This window comes from Cobetia sp. MMG027 (assembly GCF_027947415.1).
Lineage (GTDB): Bacteria > Pseudomonadota > Gammaproteobacteria > Pseudomonadales > Halomonadaceae > Cobetia > Cobetia marina.
This window is the reverse complement of sequence record NZ_JAQJIO010000002.1, coordinates 432,949-451,282: the sequence shown is the minus strand read 5'-3', so window position 1 is coordinate 451,282 and position 18,334 is coordinate 432,949. Positions and strand designations below refer to the sequence as shown.

Annotated in this window: 18 protein-coding genes; 5 read left to right on the top strand and 13 right to left on the bottom strand. The window is 58.5% G+C overall.

The features are described from left to right. From cysD to PJK54_RS04040, 5 genes are all read right to left on the bottom strand, one after another. A partial coding sequence (gene cysD, locus PJK54_RS04060) for a sulfate adenylyltransferase subunit CysD (RefSeq protein WP_271302314.1) occupies window positions 1-438 on the bottom strand: 438 nt, incomplete at its 3' end. Window positions 439-716: 278 nt separating this feature from the next. After that, a complete protein-coding gene (locus tag PJK54_RS04055) occupies window positions 717-1,451 on the bottom strand; it encodes a metallophosphoesterase (RefSeq protein ID WP_176493332.1) in 735 nt (244 codons plus the stop codon). A 276-nt stretch (window positions 1,452-1,727) separates the two neighbouring features. Continuing rightward, window positions 1,728-2,174 carry a DUF1249 domain-containing protein gene (locus PJK54_RS04050; protein WP_077374279.1) on the bottom strand — a complete coding sequence of 149 codons (447 nt, stop codon included), beginning with the start codon at window positions 2,172-2,174 and terminating at the stop codon, window positions 1,728-1,730. A gap of 268 nt (window positions 2,175-2,442) precedes the next feature. Beyond that, entirely contained in the window at window positions 2,443-3,081 is a 639-nt protein-coding gene (locus PJK54_RS04045; RefSeq protein ID WP_271302313.1) for an NUDIX domain-containing protein, read from the bottom strand. 152 nt (window positions 3,082-3,233) lie between these two features. Continuing rightward, window positions 3,234-3,923, bottom strand: coding sequence for a tetratricopeptide repeat protein (locus tag PJK54_RS04040; RefSeq protein WP_077374285.1), 690 nt, complete (start codon window positions 3,921-3,923; stop codon window positions 3,234-3,236). Window positions 3,924-4,166: 243 nt separating this feature from the next. Here PJK54_RS04040 and PJK54_RS04035 point away from each other — a divergent pair, with 243 nt between their 5' ends. Beyond that, the gene (locus tag PJK54_RS04035) at window positions 4,167-4,706 is read left to right on the top strand and encodes a GreA/GreB family elongation factor (protein ID WP_077374288.1); all 540 of its coding nucleotides are present in this window, start codon (window positions 4,167-4,169) and stop codon (window positions 4,704-4,706) included. 45 nt (window positions 4,707-4,751) lie between these two features. Here PJK54_RS04035 and PJK54_RS04030 read toward each other — a convergent pair whose 3' ends face one another. Then, window positions 4,752-5,807 (bottom strand): methyltransferase, encoded by a 1,056-nt coding sequence (locus PJK54_RS04030; protein ID WP_271302312.1) that lies wholly within the window; start codon window positions 5,805-5,807, stop codon window positions 4,752-4,754. A 72-nt stretch (window positions 5,808-5,879) separates the two neighbouring features. Next, window positions 5,880-6,737, bottom strand: coding sequence for a methyltransferase domain-containing protein (locus PJK54_RS04025; RefSeq protein ID WP_136938659.1), 858 nt, complete (start codon window positions 6,735-6,737; stop codon window positions 5,880-5,882). A 326-nt stretch (window positions 6,738-7,063) separates the two neighbouring features. On the opposite strand from PJK54_RS04025, the gene PJK54_RS04020 reads away from it, so the two are divergent. Both PJK54_RS04020 and PJK54_RS04015 read left to right on the top strand, forming a co-directional pair. Continuing rightward, window positions 7,064-8,233, top strand: a complete 1,170-nt coding sequence (locus PJK54_RS04020) for a glycosyltransferase (RefSeq protein WP_164850279.1) — start codon at window positions 7,064-7,066, stop codon at window positions 8,231-8,233. Between the two features lie 776 nt (window positions 8,234-9,009). Beyond that, the gene (locus PJK54_RS04015) at window positions 9,010-9,498 is read left to right on the top strand and encodes a hypothetical protein (protein WP_271302311.1); all 489 of its coding nucleotides are present in this window, start codon (window positions 9,010-9,012) and stop codon (window positions 9,496-9,498) included. A gap of 46 nt (window positions 9,499-9,544) precedes the next feature. Here the strand turns inward: PJK54_RS04015 and PJK54_RS04010 are convergent, their stop codons facing one another. Next, complete coding sequence (locus PJK54_RS04010; RefSeq protein WP_271302310.1) at window positions 9,545-9,865, bottom strand: hypothetical protein; 321 nt, start codon at window positions 9,863-9,865, stop codon at window positions 9,545-9,547. A gap of 702 nt (window positions 9,866-10,567) precedes the next feature. Between PJK54_RS04010 and PJK54_RS04005 the strand changes: the two genes are divergently transcribed. Then, the gene (locus tag PJK54_RS04005) at window positions 10,568-11,680 is read left to right on the top strand and encodes a hypothetical protein (protein ID WP_271302309.1); all 1,113 of its coding nucleotides are present in this window, start codon (window positions 10,568-10,570) and stop codon (window positions 11,678-11,680) included. Between the two features lie 195 nt (window positions 11,681-11,875). Here the strand turns inward: PJK54_RS04005 and PJK54_RS04000 are convergent, their stop codons facing one another. From PJK54_RS04000 to PJK54_RS03990, 3 genes are read right to left on the bottom strand one after another with little or no spacing between them, the layout of a single operon-like run. Then, window positions 11,876-12,097, bottom strand: a complete 222-nt coding sequence (locus PJK54_RS04000) for a hypothetical protein (protein WP_271302308.1) — start codon at window positions 12,095-12,097, stop codon at window positions 11,876-11,878. A gap of 42 nt (window positions 12,098-12,139) precedes the next feature. Beyond that, window positions 12,140-14,008 (bottom strand): hypothetical protein, encoded by a 1,869-nt coding sequence (locus PJK54_RS03995; RefSeq protein ID WP_271302307.1) that lies wholly within the window; start codon window positions 14,006-14,008, stop codon window positions 12,140-12,142. A 1-nt stretch (window position 14,009) separates the two neighbouring features. After that, complete coding sequence (locus PJK54_RS03990) at window positions 14,010-14,411, bottom strand: hypothetical protein (RefSeq protein ID WP_271302306.1); 402 nt, start codon at window positions 14,409-14,411, stop codon at window positions 14,010-14,012. Window positions 14,412-14,471: 60 nt separating this feature from the next. On the opposite strand from PJK54_RS03990, the gene PJK54_RS03985 reads away from it, so the two are divergent. Beyond that, window positions 14,472-15,488 (top strand): acyltransferase family protein, encoded by a 1,017-nt coding sequence (locus PJK54_RS03985; protein ID WP_271302305.1) that lies wholly within the window; start codon window positions 14,472-14,474, stop codon window positions 15,486-15,488. Between the two features lie 6 nt (window positions 15,489-15,494). Here the strand turns inward: PJK54_RS03985 and PJK54_RS03980 are convergent, their stop codons facing one another. Together PJK54_RS03980 and PJK54_RS03975 are read right to left on the bottom strand one after the other, a co-directional pair. After that, window positions 15,495-17,165 (bottom strand): LamG-like jellyroll fold domain-containing protein, encoded by a 1,671-nt coding sequence (locus tag PJK54_RS03980; RefSeq protein ID WP_271302304.1) that lies wholly within the window; start codon window positions 17,163-17,165, stop codon window positions 15,495-15,497. Further along, entirely contained in the window at window positions 17,166-18,323 is a 1,158-nt protein-coding gene (locus PJK54_RS03975) for a hypothetical protein (protein ID WP_271302303.1), read from the bottom strand. Window positions 18,324-18,334 lie beyond the last annotated feature (11 nt).

The window sequence follows — 18,334 nt, the reverse complement described above, 5'->3', positions numbered from 1 at the left end:
TTTCGCGCGTGAAGCTTCCTCGTCACGACGCGCACCGCCGAAGGCCGCATCGAAACCATGCTTGTCCAGCGCCTGCTTCAGCGACTGGGTCTTCATGATGTCAGTGTACTTGGCGCTGCCGTGCTCGAACGGGTTGATGTTCGCCTCGACGCCTTCCTGATTGATGTGCTCGATCAGTTCCATGCCGACTTCCGCGGCCATCTCATCGCGGAACTTGATCATCTCCTGGAATTTCCAGGTGGTGTTGACGTGCATCAGGGGAAACGGCGGCACGCCCGGCGCGAAGGCCTTGCGCGCCAGATGCAGCATCACGGCGGAGTCCTTGCCGATGGAGTAGAGCATGACCGGATTGGAGAACTCGGCCGCCACTTCACGAATGATGTGGATGGACTCGGCCTCGAGCTGCTTGAGGTGGGTCTGACGTTCGGGGGTAAGCATCGCGTGCGGCAACCTCGTGAGCGCTGGGAGTCGCCCTGGAAGGCGGCCCGTGACAATCAGTGGGCGTGCCCGCGGGTCGTGTCGATCGAGATGACTCTCACTCTCTCACCCCCCACGGAGCATGCTGGATACCGATACGGTACCCGCGCCGCCTTGATAACGTCAAAGAATCAGAAAATATCTTTTAAGATCAAAAATGAATACATGACCTCCGCTGCCCCGGGACACGTCAGCCCCACGCCGATGCCGAAACGCCGCGAGCGGGAGCGCGAAGGCGCTCACAGGCTGACACGCTCCACCCAGGTCTCGAGGCGCTCTCCGTCGAGATCCACGACCCTGAAGCCTGGCCGCGCCGCTTCATCGACGGCGAAATCATGGCTGAGCGGCGCGAACTGGTCTGACGTGGAGGGTACGCCATAGACGGCGACACTGCCCTGCCCGCTCGGGCGCCGGGTGGCGAAAGCCTGATGGATATGGCCGCACAGGATGGCCCGCACCTGCGAGTGATGACTCAGGGTGTCCCACAGGGCATCACGGTCGGCCAGGCCCAGCTGATCCATCCAGTCCGAGTCGATCGGCACTGGATGATGATGCATCGCCAGCAGCGTCGGCCTCGTATCCTCCTGGAGCGACAGCGACAGCGCCGCCAGCTGCTCGCGGCCAAGCTCGCCCCCCGCCTGTCCAGAGATGCGCGAGTCCAGACACAGCAGACGCCAGTCACCAAGATCAAGCTCTTGATGGAAAGGACGCAGCTCCTGCATGAAATCCGGGTGGTCATGATTGCCGGCGAACCAGAACCACGGACACCCCAGGGCATCGAACAGCTCCCCCGCCAGACGGTAGGAAGCAGGGCTCTCATCCTGGCTGACATCCCCGGTCACCAGCAGGATGTCGGGACGCAGGCTTGAGGCATGCGCCATCACGGCCTCCAGCTGGCGCAAGGGGAAGCCCAGTCGTGAGCGCGCGTCAGGGTCGGCACGCAGATGACAGTCACTTATCTGGATCAGTCGCATGGGTCTCTCGAACAGCGGAAAAAAGAACAGAACCGCGATGGCCGAGCCATCGCGGTTCTTTCAGGCAGTCAAGCGGACAGCCGGTCAGGCGTGGAATCTGCAACGCGAATTCTCTTTCTGATCATGACGCTGGCGCTGCCCTCACTCCCCCATCCCGGCGGGCCTCACGACAGCCTCGTCACGGCAGCCTCGTCACGAGAACCTCGTCACGGCAGCCTCGTCACGAGAACCTCGTCACGAGAACCTCGTCACGGCAGCCTCGTCATGGCAGCCTCGTCATGGCAACTCAGGCACATCGGCTTGCCCGAAAGCCTGAGCATGGCTCAACCACTCGCCGAGGAAACGATTGAGCTGAAGCTTTTCATCCGGCTGGTGCATGCGAGGGTTCGGATAGCGGTTGCGCCCCGAGAAATGCCGTTGACGCTGGAAGTCGGTGACTTCGGCCATGCGTACATCGTGATAGAGATGCACGCTCATCCGCGGGGAATCGATGATGTGATCCAGCACGCCAGTCTGGGCAACCGTGACCATGGTGGTATAGGGCGCGCACTCGACCACCTCGAGCAACAGGGTACCGAAGTGGCCCTGATTGCCCGCCAGGGGAAAGGCGAAGCTGTCCCCCGCCTCGGCCTTGCCGAGGATGCGCGTGAGGCGCAGATAATTGGACCCGCACTCGGCATGGAGTGCTTTTAGGTCGGCCACATAGGCTTTCTTGACCTGCATGGGCAAACTCCTTGCGAATCTCAGAACATTGGCGTGCTGTCTAGCAAGGCACACCCTGTATCGTGCATGGCATGATGCGGGCAAAGCGCGACAGATCAAGCGCCGTGAGAGCGCCCGGCAGCGGGGTTTCGGCGCTCGGCACTGACGCAGGCATTGATCGACTGCCGGCCTGCCGGTGGCAGCAAGCCTCTAGAATAGCAGTTCTGGTGGGCAGGTTGAGGAACCCTGCGTGAGCCAAGGGGGATTGCCAAGCAACGCCTTCGCTGTCTCAGGCGTGCATCACCCGCAGTGCAGCACGCTCCCGCAACAGCCACTGCATGGCCATGATCGCCATGGCATTGCCAAGCCTGCCCTGCTCCAGAAGCGACAGGGCCGCCTGGAAATCGAGCACATGCACGCGAATATCCTCGTTCTCTTCTGCCAGCCCATGCACCCCGCCCAGTCCGCTGCTGTCGCATAGCCCGATGAACAGGGTGACCTCTTCGGTGCAGGCGCCGGGGCTGGGGTAATAGCGGTAGAGCTCGATCAGCTCCTTCAACTCGCAACCGGCCTCCTCGACCGCCTCACGCCGCGCGACCTCCGCCGCGCTTTCCTGCTTGTCCACCAGGCCGGCGATGGGCTCCAGACTCCAGGGGGTGCGCTCGTCCTCGAGCATACCGGCCCGGATCTGCTCTACGAAGACCACACGATCCGTCACCGGGTCATAGGGCAGCACACCGACGGCATCATGGCGAACATGCACCTCGCGCTGGATCACACCACTCCAGCCACCGTTGAAACGCCGATGGCGAAGCTCGCGCTGCTCCAGGCGAAAGAAACCGTCCTGCAGCACCCTGGTCTCGACCCGTTCGACATCGTCATGCGCAAAGACCTGCTGCCCTGCCACGTGCTCTGGTGTATCGCTCATGCATCCTCCTTGGCTGAAGTCGTATTATCCCGACCTCGCCCTGCGCTGGCCAGCCCGCCCACTGGACGTGAAAGCGGCACTGTCCGAAGGAAGTGCCCCTCGTCCAGTGCCGCCGAACGGTCACCGTTGTCCTGAAGCCGCGTGCGCGACACTCACTCCAGTCGTGTGATCAGTGCCTTGATCTCGCGCTTCAGCTCCTGATCGGCCAGCTCACGATTGGGCCGAGCCGGGCCCTTGAGCGCGAGCCGTGCATGCTTGAGTGCCTCGGCCTTCCTGCCCTCGGAGGCCAGATAGTCGGCATAGTAGAAATTGGTATCCATGCCCTGAGGATTGACGGCCAGCCCCTGACGCAGCACCTCCCCCGCCTTGTCATCATCGCCAAAGCCGACCGGCCACCCCGGCGCCTTGTCATACAGCGCCCCGAGCGTCACGTAGGCAGAGGCATTGTCGCCCCGGGGGTCAAGCTTGATGGCCTGCTCAAGGGTGGCCTTGGCTTCCTTGGCCAGATCCAGCGCCCCCAGTCCCCCTCGCGCCTTGGCCCACGACGCCAGGATGATACCCTCCCAGGTCAGCACATGGGCGTTGTCCGGGTATTGGTCCGCCAGCGCGCGCACTTCCTTGCCCAAGGCCTCCATGCCGGTTTCCTGAGCGTCCCCGGAGGACTGATAGTTGACCTGGGCCCAGCGTTTCATGAGTCCGAAGACGGCATCATCTCCTTCGGCGGCCTGGACGCCGGTCATGCCGGCCAGCGTGATGCCCAGCGCCATGCCTCCTGAGAGCATCAGCTGGTAGACACGATGCGTGGCGCGACGAGTACGGCGTAGCGATGACGGGATTGGCATGGACAGCTCCCTGAAATTCATTATTGTTGGCGGGATGATACGGCAATGCCCCTTGAGACCTGCGCCCTGGCAGGCGTGCTGGCAAATTGCCGCAATGGCGATATCACGAGAACGTGAACGGCATGCCAAGACTGTAACGAACGTTTGAATCTGCCGCCAACCCCCCTTGGTCGCAGGCCTCAACGCAAGACAGCGCCCTTTGCGGGCGCTTGCCCTTCATTTTCGCAGGCTGTGGAGAAAGACATGCAAGGTCGTAACATGACGCGCTGGCGCGATCCCAAGACCGATCCGCGTCAGGAAAAGAAGAGCAACGTGATCACCCCGCAGGGCCACGCGAAGATGAAGGCGCTGGCCGACCACCTGAGGCGCGTCAGGCGACCGGAGCTATCGCGCAAGACGGGCGAGGCCGCCGCCATGGGGGATCGCAGCGAGAATGCGGATTACACCTACAACAAGAAGGCACTGAATCAGACCATCGCCAAGATCGCCTATCTGGAAAAGCGTCTGGATGAACTGACCATCGTCGACCGCCTGCCCGCGGATCTGGAGCGCGTGTATTTCGCGGCCTTCGTGACGCTGGAGGATGAACAGGGAGAGGAGATGGAGATACGCATCGTCGGCCCTGATGAGACCGACAACGCGCGCCGCTGGATCAGCGTCGATGCCCCCCTCGCCCGGGCACTACTGGGCAAGGGGCTGGATGATGACGTGAGCGTGGCAGCGCCGGGCGGCGAGACCACCTACATCATCACGGCCATCCGCTATCAGTCGCCGGAGGCGTAAGCGGCGGGCTGAGCATCAGGTCGCAGGGAATCAGGCCACAGAGGATCAGCGCGCCTTGCGTGCACGATAGACCTTGAACTGGCGCGTTTCGGCCAGCACCTCGAATTCGCCGAAGGCCGCCTGCAACAGATCCGGATAGGGCAGGAAGGCATTGGCCACCAGCGTCAGGGTACCGCCCGGCACCAGGTGATCCGGCGCCTGGCTGATCAGACGCGCCGCCGGTCCGTAATCGATATCGCGCTCATGATGGAACGGCGGATTGGCCACGATGGCCTCGAACCGCTCGCCCTCGAACGCCGCGAAGACATCGCTCAGGCGTACGTCCGCCTCAAGCCCGTTGAGCGCCAGACTGCGCCGGGTTGCCTCCACCGCGAAGGCACTGACATCGCCTGCCATCACGCGCGCACCGTGACGCGCCAGCCAGCAGCTGATGATGCCGTCACCCGCCCCGATATCCAGCGCCCGCTTGTAGCCACGGGTCGGCAGGTTCTCCAGCAGCAGCGCGGTACCCGGGTCCAGCTTGGCATTGCCATAGAGGCCCGGATGGCTGGTCAGGCGCAGCTCCAGCGCCTCGAATTCGCCCCAGCCTTCTGTCCATTTTCCAGCCACTGCCAGTGGCGATTCACTGCTGGCGGCCTGTTCGGCCGTCAACTCACGCGTGGCGGATGACCACAGCTGGCAACGACGCGCGGTATCGTCCTTGCGGGCCGTCATTCCCAGTGCCTTGAGGATGCGCTCAGCGCGCTTGATGCCACCGTTGACCTCGCCCACCACCTTGATCGGCGTACCTGCCGGCAATACATGGCACAGCGCCACCAGCCACCACTCGCCCAGCGCATGCGCCTTGGGCCAGAACAGCAAGGCACCCGCCGCCTCGCCAATCGTGGTATCCGCGCGGGCTTCGGCAAAGGCCACCGCATGGCTGACCCGGTGCCCGGCCTCCCGCGCGGCATTCACGATGCCGGTGTCATGCCCCCAGACACGCCGCTGGCGGTCCGATGACAGCCACCAGTCATCACGCGGTGCAGCGACCCACAGCCAATCACGGAAATCACTGTCCTGGCGTTCAAGCAACTGGCAGGCGGGGGTTTGAGCAGACATGAAGACTCCGAAAAGATAGGAAACGGCAGATGATGAACAGCAAGACGGCGCAGAAGCCTGCGCCGTGACACCTCAGGCAGGGCGCACCAGCTCATAGTGCAGATAGCGTCCGAGATGGACGAAGGGGGGCGTGCGCCAGTGCTGGCACTCGAGGGCCAGCAGTTTCTGCATGTCCCCCTCACTCAGCGGGTCGCGCGAGCGCAGATAATCATGGAAGACTCGCAGCCCTGTCAGCTCGCGCACCTCAAGCCCGGCCTCCTCGGCCCACTGGCGAATCTCGACATCACGCAGCGGCGAGATGGGCGTCAGACGCTTGCCCGTCCCCCATCCGGCCAACCGCCCGTCCAGCACCTTGTCGAAGTTGCCCTTGGTGACGTTGGAGAATGCCAGCGCGTCGCGATTGAAGACGCTCAATGACATCACGCCACCCGGTGCCAGCAGCTGTGCCAACAGCAGAAACCCTTCACGCGGGGAGACCAGCCACTCAAGAACGGCATGGCAGACCACCACCGGCCATTGTCGGTGGGTGGCGGCGGCGAACCCCTGCAGGTCACGTCCATCCCAGGTCAGGCGCTCTGTCAGGGTGGCCTGCGTCAGCGGGGCCGCATCCTCCTCTGGAGAGGACAGTCGCTGCATGGCGCGCTCACGCATCTCACCGGAAGGCTCGACCAGCGTCAGCTGATGGCCACGCGACAACCACCAGTGCGCCATCTGACCAAGTCCGGCCCCGATCTCGAGCACCTGGGTGGCCGGCAGATGGGCGAAACGCTCCTCCATCAACTGGCGAGTCAGCGCCAGACGCACCCTGCCACGCTCAGTGGTATAGAAGCCGCGCTCGAACTTTTCCGCCAGCCCATCGAAATGACGATCCGCCGTGGCACGACGGACACGGGATTCCCCTCGAACAGGCGGGTTGGAAGCATCAGACATGGCAGACAGGATCTCGAACGTGAAGGAATCGGAGGTCACGACTGGACGACAGTCGGCAGTGCAGACGCCGAAAGGCGCCGCGCGGGACAAGGCGGCAGGTAGGCTACTCCATCAAAGCCAGAATGCAAGCAGACTGCGGCGCAGAGCCCTGACATCCGGCCGGGAAGGCGGCATTCCCCCGCTCATTGAATCCACGTAACATGGCACCCTCCGCTCATCCCGCTCCCCTTGCCTCAGACCGAGCGCCGGATCCCCGGCAGTCTTCCGTCACTGGCACCGCTGGGAGTTGATGGCTCATCCCACATCTTTTCGGACAGATGGCCACCATGAAACAACGCGTCCTGCTTGTGGTACGCAAGCTCAACATCGGCGGGATCCAGCGAAACACCGTCAATCTGGCCAATGTCCTGTGCCGCGAAGGTCACGAGGTGCATGTGCTCGTGCTCAAGGGTGAACTCGAACTCATCCCGGACCCGGGCGTACATGTCCACCAGATCGACTTCGACAAGGCATTCCGCAAGACCGGCATTGGCCTGGTGTATGACCTCTTCACCCGCGCAGTGCTCAACCCTCTGATCAAGGGCTCTGGATTCGTCTGGCGCGGCTATTACGGTGGCGCCTACCTGCGGCGATTCATCCGTACCCTGGAAACACGCCATGGCCCCGTCGACCGGGTGATCATGCGCGGCCAGGGCGCCTTCGAGACGGTCTGGTCACTCAAGGACCCGCGCCTGTGGCAGGTCACCGTGTCCTGGCCCGGTGACATCCGCCAGGGCTGGCGTCAGAAATTCCTGCTCAAGCGCCTGTACGCCGACAAGCAGATCATCTGCAATACCGACAATGTCCGCGAGCAACTCGAGCGACTGCTCTCGCAACACGCTGTCACGCCTCGACGCCTCGCCACCATCGGCAACGTCTGCGATCTCGATGCCATCGCGCAGATGGCGGATGAGCCCGTGGAGCTGCCATCACGTCCCTATGTCGTGCAGGTATGTCGCCTGTCGGACGTGAAGCGTCAGGATGTCCTGATCAAGGCCTATCTCGCCGCGGATATCGAGGAAGACCTGGTCATCGTCGGCGATGGGCCCAAGCGCGAGAGTGTGGAGAACCTGATTCGCGAGCTCGGGGTGGGCGACCGGGTCCATCTCATCGGCAGCCGGGTCAATCCCTACCCGTGGATGAAGCATGCCCGTCTGTTCATTCTCAGCTCGCGCAGTGAAGCCTTCGGAATCGTGCTGGTGGAAAGCATGTGCTGCGGCACGCCATGCGTCGCGCCGGATGTCCCCGGTGGGGTCCGCAATGTGCTGATCCATGATCAGGCGCGGCTGATCTCCGAGAACAGCATTGAAGGCCTGGCAGCCAAGATCCGCGAAGGGCTCGAGAACCCGCCGTCACTCGCCGAGGATCCGGAGTTGATCGAACGTTTCCGCGACACCCGTATCATGCAGGAATTTCTGGCCCTGCCAACAGATGCCGAGGCAGCACATCGCGACTGAACACAACGCGATGGAATGACGAGATGCCCTGCCCCGCCCGGCACGACTGCCATTCTCCGGGCAACAGGTCAGGGCATCATAAATGACGTGCCATGCATGAGGCGCCGTGCTGCTCAAGCCGGGGTCCGGCTCACCCTGAAAGCTGCTGGCGCATGGGCGCGCAGGACGTGACCCGGAAGCCAGAGGGCAGGCAAGCGAGAGACAGCAGAAAGACACCCTGTACAGAGAGTGACGAGAGATTCAGGAAAGAATGACGCGGGGATGAATGAAGGGCTGGCGCCCCCTGCAGGAGTCGTATAATCCCGTTACCATGGGCTTTGCGCTCCATTTTCTCTTTTACCATACACAGCACCATACACGACAATTAGTACTGAATTGGACTTCAATAGTGCGTCCCTCGATAGTCCGACTGCGCACCGAGGTCAGGTCAGAACACAACGTATAGTCACACCTCGATCGTTACCACCGGCAAGTTCGGTGCTAGGCCGATGACCTGATCCCCTTCCACGTAGACCATGCTACCCACTTGGGCATCGCCCTGGCAGGTTCGTCCCCCGCCTCCTACCAGAGACACGCGCACGCGCGAGCCGCCCACACTAATCACCTCGCCTACTTGGCGAGGCGTAGTCGGCAGTAACGCCAGCAAACGTCGGTATGGATTGCTCATTATATCCCACTCCCCTGGACTCGAATTGATATCGCCCACAGAACCCACTGATCGAAGCGCTGCAGCCAAATAGACTGCCACACGCTCATCTCACCACTGGACAGCCAAGATGATGCGTAATGCCGGTCGTACGCTCTACATGACGCATGACACGCCGCTATACAAGGCATTCAACCAAGGCACGCAGATGAGTGACTTCCTTGCCCGCTACACGCTGTATAACCACATGACCACGCGACGGAAGAATCCGGTGGGCCATGATGAAGCTATTCAGCGCGCTTCGGACATGTTCGTGAACTATGACGTGCCGACCAGCCGAGGACTTCAGTACCTCAACGATGTGGGCGCGGTGATGTTCACCAAGTACTTCCTGCGTATCCAGCGAAGCCTGTTCCAGATATTCCGCGAACAGCCGGCACGTACGCTGTCTCTGATGGCAGCCGAGTCCATGCTGGGGAATGCGCCGACGGTGATGGATTCCACCCTACTCAGTAAGCTCACCGGCGGTGGCCCGCTGATGGCAGATGGTGCCTTGGGTTGGTTCCAGTCACTCGACGACATCTTCACGATCAACATGGCACTGCGACCGTTCAACTAATCAGGAGGGATAGAGAAGGGGGCCGATTGGCCCCCTTCCTTGTGGGTTACTTGAACTCGCACCGCGATGGCGGGTACGGGTGCTCATCCAAAGGTGCGTCTCTGTCGAGGTAGTCAGCTAGTTCCGCATCGTACTTCTTGAGTGCCGCTTGATAACGGGCCTCTGCCTGCTCTGCCGGTGTCCCGTACCTGTGTTCATGGATACGTTCCTTGATATGCAGGAACGTCCCCACGACTACGAAGATGACCGCTGCAATGACCAGTAGGCCGAACCACGCCATCGAAATGACGTAGCTCAACCAGATACCGAACATGCAGGTCAGAAGTGCCCCGATGATGATGGCTCCTGTTCCCAGTATCTCCTTCAAACTCCCTCCTAGCTAAAGATGCTCTTGCGCTTACCGTTCTTGCGGCCAAACGGGTTCGGGTTCGGCTCAGGCTTCTCGTGCTACTAGGTTCACCGTTCAGGCATTGTTCATATCTCGGCAATAGCGTGCAAATTGGAAACACACCTGACGACCTGGGCATATCCGCCTTAGATTATGCCACCTACCTCGGCATCGCCTTGGCAGGTACACACCCTGCCCCCTACCAGATCCACGCGAACGCGCGAGCCGCTGGCGCTGATCACCTCGCCTACTTGGCCCGGCGTGGTTGGTAGTAACGCCAGCAAACGGCGATATGGGTTGGCCATTCTACCTCACTCCTTCTATTTGACTCAGACCGATACCACTCGCAACGCGAGTAGATCGCCGTAGCAGCTCGTTGGCCTAGCGTACGCTCAAAGTGCCATCGATACACCAACTCAGGCATCATGCTCGTTCAGTATTCCAAGCCGTATCTCCATTCAGAGAAACCACCAATTGAATTTTAATACTCTTGGTATTCAGGATTAGATAGTCTATCCCGAGTAGCTATGGCAGAACATCTGGTCAAAAACAACGTTTTATTAACTATGCTACAATGCAGCAATTAACGCTCCTACAATTGAGCGATGGTTTATATTGATAACTTATAAACCTCTGGCATTAAAGTAGCATTTTTCAATATATTATACTACAGGACAAACCATGAACAAAAAACGTGACAACATAATAAAGTTACTATTAGTAGCAGGCATAGCATTTTCACTTATTATCCTATCATGCTACTTCTATATATTTCATAATGGACTTAGTGAATCGTCTAGTGACTGGGCAAATTTTGGCTCTCTCTTAGCTGGTGCTTTTACCTTTTGTGGATCACTTGCAACTATCGCAACATTGCTTCTTATTCATGAAGAAAACAAAAACAATAGTATTGTTATCAAGCATCAATCAGAAGCATTAGCTTTTGAGCAATATTTGAAACACAGAGAATTATTTTTTAGCCTTCTAACCGAAACAGCAAAAAACTTAGCAAGCGACATAGAAATATACAACATAGACGATCTATATAGAAAAATATTCCCAGATAACAATCCAACTGCGCGTCCAGTTTATGCTGTCGAGTTGGTAGAAGCTACAAAATGCAAAGCAGATGATTTAACCGACATAGTGGAACAATATAAGATTCTTAAGTCTTCTCTAGAAAACCACAGTTCTGACTCTGCTCACGCAGCACTAAGGATAATATCCATGCTTCATATCAACTGTCTAGCAGAACCAGGCAACGGAGACTTTGTTTTTGGTGATAAAAACCTAGGCCTGAATGTATATAGCTTAGAAAATAAAATACATGAGATACATAAAATACTTAACGCTCTTCTCTACTTTACTGGAAATCAACATAGGGACAGCATAGATCATCTTGCCAATAACACAATACTCAAGACATCCTTATTGAATGATTTCATAAGAACACATGAAAGAGATTGCATTTTTTATTTACACATTAAAGACAAAGAGCTAGAAGTATTGAATGAAATATATGTAGAACTTTCTAACAACACTACTGCTGCAGCGCTCTTTAAGGATACGAGATATAGAATTCAAACTGGCTTATCGAGTCAAAAAAATATCAACAAACTTATTAAAGAAATAAACTATTTTATAGCTGCCTATCACGCAGAGTACTTAAAAAACCATAAGAGACGGAATTTTTTAAGTAAAAAACAAGTGCTCTGCAACGATAAAGCCTATACTTTAATCAATAAGCTTGATGAAGTTCACCAAGACCAGCTTTCCTTAAGATACAAGGATTAACTAAAACAATGGAGAGGAAGGGCGAATCTCTTCCTCTTCATTAATAAACAAAGCACAATGCGCTATCACCTTTATTTACACTTGGGGATATTTCAGACAATTAAACACCTTAAAATATATATTATTTAATGCGACCAATACCGAATAAGCAGCAATCATACTAATACAATAAAAACTAGCAACATAGTGACAGCATCACACCTCGACCACTACCACCGGCAGGCTCGGAGCCACGCCAGTGATCTGGTCCCCCTCCACGTAGACCATGCCACCCACCTGGGCATCGCCCTGGCAGGTGCGCACCCCACACCCTACCAGATCCACGCAAACGCGCGAGCCGCTGACGCTGATCACCTCGCCTACCTGGCGCGGCGTGGTCGGCAGCAACGCCAGCAGGCGGCGATATGGATTGGCCATGCTATCCCCCTCCTTTGCTTGAACTGATACCACACGACGCCATCACAGATGGAATCTCTGCAGCTCGATAGACTGGCGCACGCTCAGGGCACGCCCCTGCAGGCTGGCGCTGACGCTCACGCCACGCGAGACACCACGCCAGCCATCGCACTCGATCATCATGCCAGGCAGCAGCAGGCCGCCCAGAGAGGCCGCCAGGGGCATCTGCAGGCTCTCGGTGCTCTGGCGTAGGGTAGCGGCCAGCTCAGCGATCCCACGCGACTGGGCCGGTGCCTGATCGGTGATCAGGGCATCCACTACGGTGGGTGCCAGCTGATCGCCTGCGGTGCCCTGCCGGATGATCTGGGCCTGGATGCCGCCGGTGTCGCCATGCAACCAAACGGCATTGCGGGCATCACCAGGCTGCTGATCGCTGCCCAGCTGGGTGATGATGTCACGCGGCACCGCCAGATCAGCCTCGCTCTCAACCCAGCGCCAGGGCGCTGCCTCGAAGCGTGACGCGACGATGATGGTCTGATCCTGCTGATGGGCCTGCACATAGCCGCCGGCCGCCTGAGCGATCCGCGAGATGGCGTCGATGGGCGCGAGGCTGTCATAGCTCCACGCGCCGGCGGGCACCACCCAGTCAGTCATGCGCCAATCCAGTGACCAGCCCTCTGGCAGCTCAGCACGGGCGAGCTGCGAGGCGGTGGCTTGGCTGTCCTCGGTGTGGCTGCGCGCGGTGGCGTAGGGCGCGCCCAGGTACGCCGCGAGCGAGCGGCCGCTGATGGTCACGCTATGGCTCTGCCAGCTCTCAGAGCGTCGCCAGCCATCCACCAAACACCGCCACTGCTCGCCATTGATCTCGGCCATCACCTCCACCGGCTGGCCATCGGTGCCGGTCACCAGCGCTTGAGCATCACGCCCTGCCAGGCCGGCCGAGAATGACCATGCCCAGCTGTCAGCGTCGATGCTGAGCGACATCTGGGTGACCGGCAGCTCCAGGCCATCGGAGAGGCGCACCAGGCGCGCGGAGTTTTGCACGATATAAAGCCTTTTGACGGGAATGGTCGGGGTAGGGATCTCGCACGTCAGACCGAACTGCAGCACCCACGGGGCGCTCGGCATGGCGTGGCAGAATTGCAGGGTCGTGCCACCCTCCACCGGCTCGAGCACCGGCGGCTCAGTCGGGTCTGGCGGCAAGTCGATGCCAGGCGGTGGCCGACGGGCCTGCTCCCAGGGCACGCGCCAATCGTCGCCAGTGGTGCGCCCCTGCTGATAAGGCACATCCATCGTCACCGGCTCGAGGGTGCGGGCCTCCTCATAGCGCGAGCGTCGGCGGGCATCATTGCGGGGCGGGTGCTGGTAGCCGCTCGAGCGCGCCGCGGCGATGCCCTGCCCCTTCTCCCATACCGGCCGAGATCCGCGGCGGACACGCGGCAGCTGCAGCCACTGGCTGCCACTGAGGGTGCCCAGGATGCGCTCGGCCTGCTCCCACCGCGAGCCACTGATGGCATCGGTGCGGGGGCGTGCCGACCACTGGCCACCCTGGCTGGCCGCAAGCGTCGCGCCCTGCTCGAAGGCTGACGCGGTGGCTCCATAGGGGCGAGCCGGCTGCTCCCAGCGGGTGCTGCCCTGGGCCTCGAGCGGGACCGCGTTCTCGAAACGGGCACCGGCACTATCTGATGGCCCACGAAAAACATTGATCTCGCGGGTCAGCGCGACATCGACCACCGCCGGCGCGCCCAGCGTGGCGACTACCTCGATCAGCAGCCCTTGACTGAGCGTGGCATCCAGCTCAGGGGTTGGCAGAGTAGTATTCACTGCCAGCGTGATCCGCTCTTCACCTTTGCCGCCGCTGAAATCCAACACCAGCTGAAGGGCATCGCCTGCCAACGGCTGCCCAGTGAAACGCAGATCGATTGGAGTCACATCAGGCCTCGGCGAAGATAATTCGACTGATTCGGGTAATGATGCCTCGGTAGATGGTGGTCGAGCTGATGGTCACGTCAGCGCCTGATCCCTCGATGCCGACATCCAGATCCATCACCCAGGCACCCTCGCCATCCACCAATCTCGCCCAGGTGGCCTCGCCATCAGCATCGGCCATGACCTCCTCAAAGGCCGCCCCCGTCAGGACGCCGTCAGAGAGATCGGCGGCGAATGGCTGGGGAACCTCCAGCGTGGCCAGTGCCACCTGATCGGTGACGGCAGCGCTGGATGTCGGGCGACTACCTGAGTACACAACGAACGATGCCGGCGAGTCGCCGGCATCGATGGCACTGGCGATGGCCGCCAGCCGCGCATTTTTCACTGCTGTTGAGAATTTAATCACTAAACATCTCCGGGTAACCTTCTCACAATTGATATAGGATACGAGGAAAGGAGCCCTCACATGCAATACGTGAAAGAACTAGATGGAATTAGAGCTGTCGCAATTCTCCTCGTTATGTTGTTCCATGCTGGTAGCCCCTTTGCCAAAGGTGGCTTTATAGGTGTTGATGTATTTTTCTTGATTAGTGGTTATCTGATAACTTCGATACTAATAAGCAATAGGCAACTGACTCAAAAAAAACATTATATTGAATTCATGGCTAATAGGTGCATTAGATTACTGCCTGCACTGATAGCCTGCATTCTACTATACTTGGTATTATCACAATTTATCTGGACAGACTATCAGCATCACATAAGGGACTCACTACTATCGTTACTATACATTACGAACTATACCTATCCAGCGTTTGATGCACCTTACTTTCTTAGGCACACTTGGTCATTAGCATTAGAATTTCAATTTTATTTGATATGGCCGCTTGCTGTTTACTTACTTACAAAAAGAAGTACGAAGGAATCTATACTCATACTAATGATCACTTACTCTGTGATTTCCATCTTGCGCTCTCAAGTTGCCTTAGATCACTGGGAAAATGCTTATTTTCATCTTGAAACAAGAAGTAGCGGTCTAATTCTTGGATCTATCATAGCCTTTTATATGAAGTCATACCCTGTCCCAGCTCTTCCTGCTTGGACTTCGTGGGCATCAATTATCGGCTTGTGCTATATATCATTCACTACTGAGTGGGGGGATGCTCAATATTTAACCACATCCCTTATGCTGGGCGAGATTTTGGGGGCAACACTACTTATAAGCTCTATTACAATAAAATCACCAAACCTCATATTATCAAATCCAACAATGATATACATAGGAAAAATATCCTATGGCCTATACCTCTATCATTATCCAGTGATGCTTTATTTAAGAAACCACTTTGACTGGCCTTATACACTGGCCTTGTCGCTTCCGATAGCATTTATTGCCGCAATAATTTCATATCACACAATAGAGAAATGGGCTAGCAATTGCCGAAAAAAACAAATGCTGCTACCCAGAAAAACACTAACGTGACTTTTATCAAGAAGGGTAAACATTGTCGGACACGACAGCGTTTTGCTGCAGGGTGTGATCGAAGGCCATCACATAGAACGCGCGGCGCGGGTCTAGGTCCGTGAAGCGGTATTTGCCCTCGGCATCGCTCCACGTCTCGCGCACGATGCGGCCAGTGGCGCGCTCATGCACCCGCACCCGCCGGCTGACGGGTTGGGCCTGGATGTCCAGCACGGTGCCGGCGATGACGCCCATGCGCCCCGGATCTGAGACACCGCCAGTCGGCGTGCCATTGGCACCACTGCCATCGACTTGATCAACGTGTGACATGTCTTCCCCTGCCGTTGCCTCCACCATCTGATCGCTCATGCCTCTGCTATCAATCGCGGACGGATTGGGCACCGGCACGGCGGCGGTGGTATACCCTTGCGGATTGGGGCGCGCGAGTGGCCGCATCGACTGCTTGGGCATCCTGGCCTCTGCCAGCATGCCGAAACGGGCCGTTAGCGCCAGCACCTCGCTCTCATTCAATAGCCGGTCATATGACGTGAACGCCCCAATAGCGCCAATAAATCCATCGGTACCATTGTCAGGATTTGCACCAATGGCAACTTGCGTGGCCTCAGAGTCTGAATTGCCAAACGCCGCATTGCTCTCTGACAGCACCCCATCCTCATAAATACTGACAATGCCATCCCCCACCAGCAGCACAAGAAAATGCGGCTTGCCATCGCGTTTTAGCCGGTGTTCGAGATAGGTGTTACGGTTGGCCCCCGCCCCCACCTCATAGAAGGTATAGAGGCGAGCAGACACATCAATGCGCCACGAGTAGTAATTACTGGCCACGTCCTCACCAGGACTCCCCAGCGTGATCAGATTAGAAAAGCCATCACGGCCGATATTGTCCATGCGATAGAGCATGGCAATGGTGTGGTTTTTGGTCTTGATCATGGCGGAGGTGCTGTCACTTCGCAGCATGGCCTCACCATCAAACGCCATGGCCGGCACGCCGCCCAGGGTGGTGGGTGTCGCCCCGATGATCTCAGCATCAATGCCCCCGACCTGATCCACCACCTTGCCACCTGCCACGATGCTCATGTCATACGCTGCGATCTCGCCCCCCAGTCCACCAATCGCCCAGCTCGAGCGGAAGTCACGCACCGCCAGGCTCATCGCTGCCTGATCTTGCTCGGGCCTGGTCAACGCCTGGTCATATCCGCGAACATCGACCACGCGCAGATCAGCCGCGAGAGCCTGAGAGATGGTCAGCGTTTCGAGTGGCATAGCAGTCGCCGGCCTCTCGATGCCTTCTCGCCCATCCAGTGCCACGCCGATACTTGCCCCGTCATGTGTGATAAACACGCTGTGATAGTAGCCAGGGTAAAAGCCTTGGACCTGCACGCGCTCGCCGGATACGACAATCCAGAAGCCATCGGCATCTGCCTCTAGCACGATGCCGCTGTCACCCAAGGCAAGACTAGCGCCACCCCCTGCTGACAGCATCCAGACCTCCAGCGTCCAGGGTGCCGTCAGATCCATCGGGAATGAGGCGCTAGCACCAGGCACGGCCAGATCAAGCTCTTTGCTCGCCTCGAGCATCTGGCTCGGCGTCCAGTCGCCCAACGCCTGCTGAGCGGTAGAGCCGACCAGCGCATCTACCAGATTGCCCTCTAGCGGGTAATGGTGTGTGAGTGCCATTTATACCTCCTGCCAGCGGTCCAGACGCCACGCCATCAACGTCTCTTTGCCGGCATTCCCGCGACTGGCCGCCAGGCGAAACATGACGGGAACGCCATCCATCTGGGGCAGATTGTCTATCACTGCCTTGTCGTACCCTGCCCCCGTATGGAGTGGCTGCAGCATCCCTGGCATCGAGCCACGCACGCCACCTGACTCAATGACCAGCATCTCGCCCTGCGCCACATAGAAACCATTATCCTGCGGATTCGGGTAGCTGATCAGGCTGCCGATGCGATCCCCGACACCCTCCAGCGCCCAGCCCACCGCACCAGGCAGCTGATGCCAGGCGCGCGCGATACTCATCTCGACGGATGAACCAAAATAGGGAAGCGCGCTATACGTCTCGTAAGTATCTGAGGTTGAGGACCATGTGCCATCCTGCAGCCCCGCGACCACACAATGATATGCATCGCCTGGGCGCACCGTCTTAATGTCACCCCAGACGAATACCCCGTGCTTACCCTGGCCGCCATAGCGGTTGAGATAGAACATCGTCAGACCATCCCCCAACAATGCCCAGTCTCGCGTCGTCTCCTTTGCGGAATACGGCCATTGCCGTGACGCGGCCACGGTATACGTGTCGATGTCGGTCATCTCTTCAATGAGGCTGACGCGCGCCTGACGGCCGGCGTTGCTGCTATGCCCTCCCCAGGTGCCATTCTCCACCATCAGCATCACCTCGGTGGCGCGCTCGCTGGTACGCGTGAACACAGCACGATGATTGTCAGCATCCTCTGCTGCGATCTCCCAGCCGCCCACGGGAGCCGTCTTGATCTCGATCAGCTCGCCGGTCGCCTCAGTGGCAGCGGGTGCGGCATCGAGCGCGAAGCGCACCCAGTCGCTGCCGATGGCGGTCACGCGATGCTCGCCATTGTAGCTGGCCTGGTCTGCTCCACTGATGGCAATCACCTGCCATTTGAGATAGCCGTGACCACTGCCCACGCTCGCGGTGGCTTTCTGGGTGGCGCTGTCATACGTCAGCGCGGCGATGGGCTTGGTATTGAATCCGGTCACCAGGCAGGCTTTCAGCAACTCGATCAGCGCACCATATTGGTCGCCATTCTCGGGGCTGCCGCCCATGTCACTGCTGAACCACTTCACCGGAAAATCGGCCATCGTAATGACTC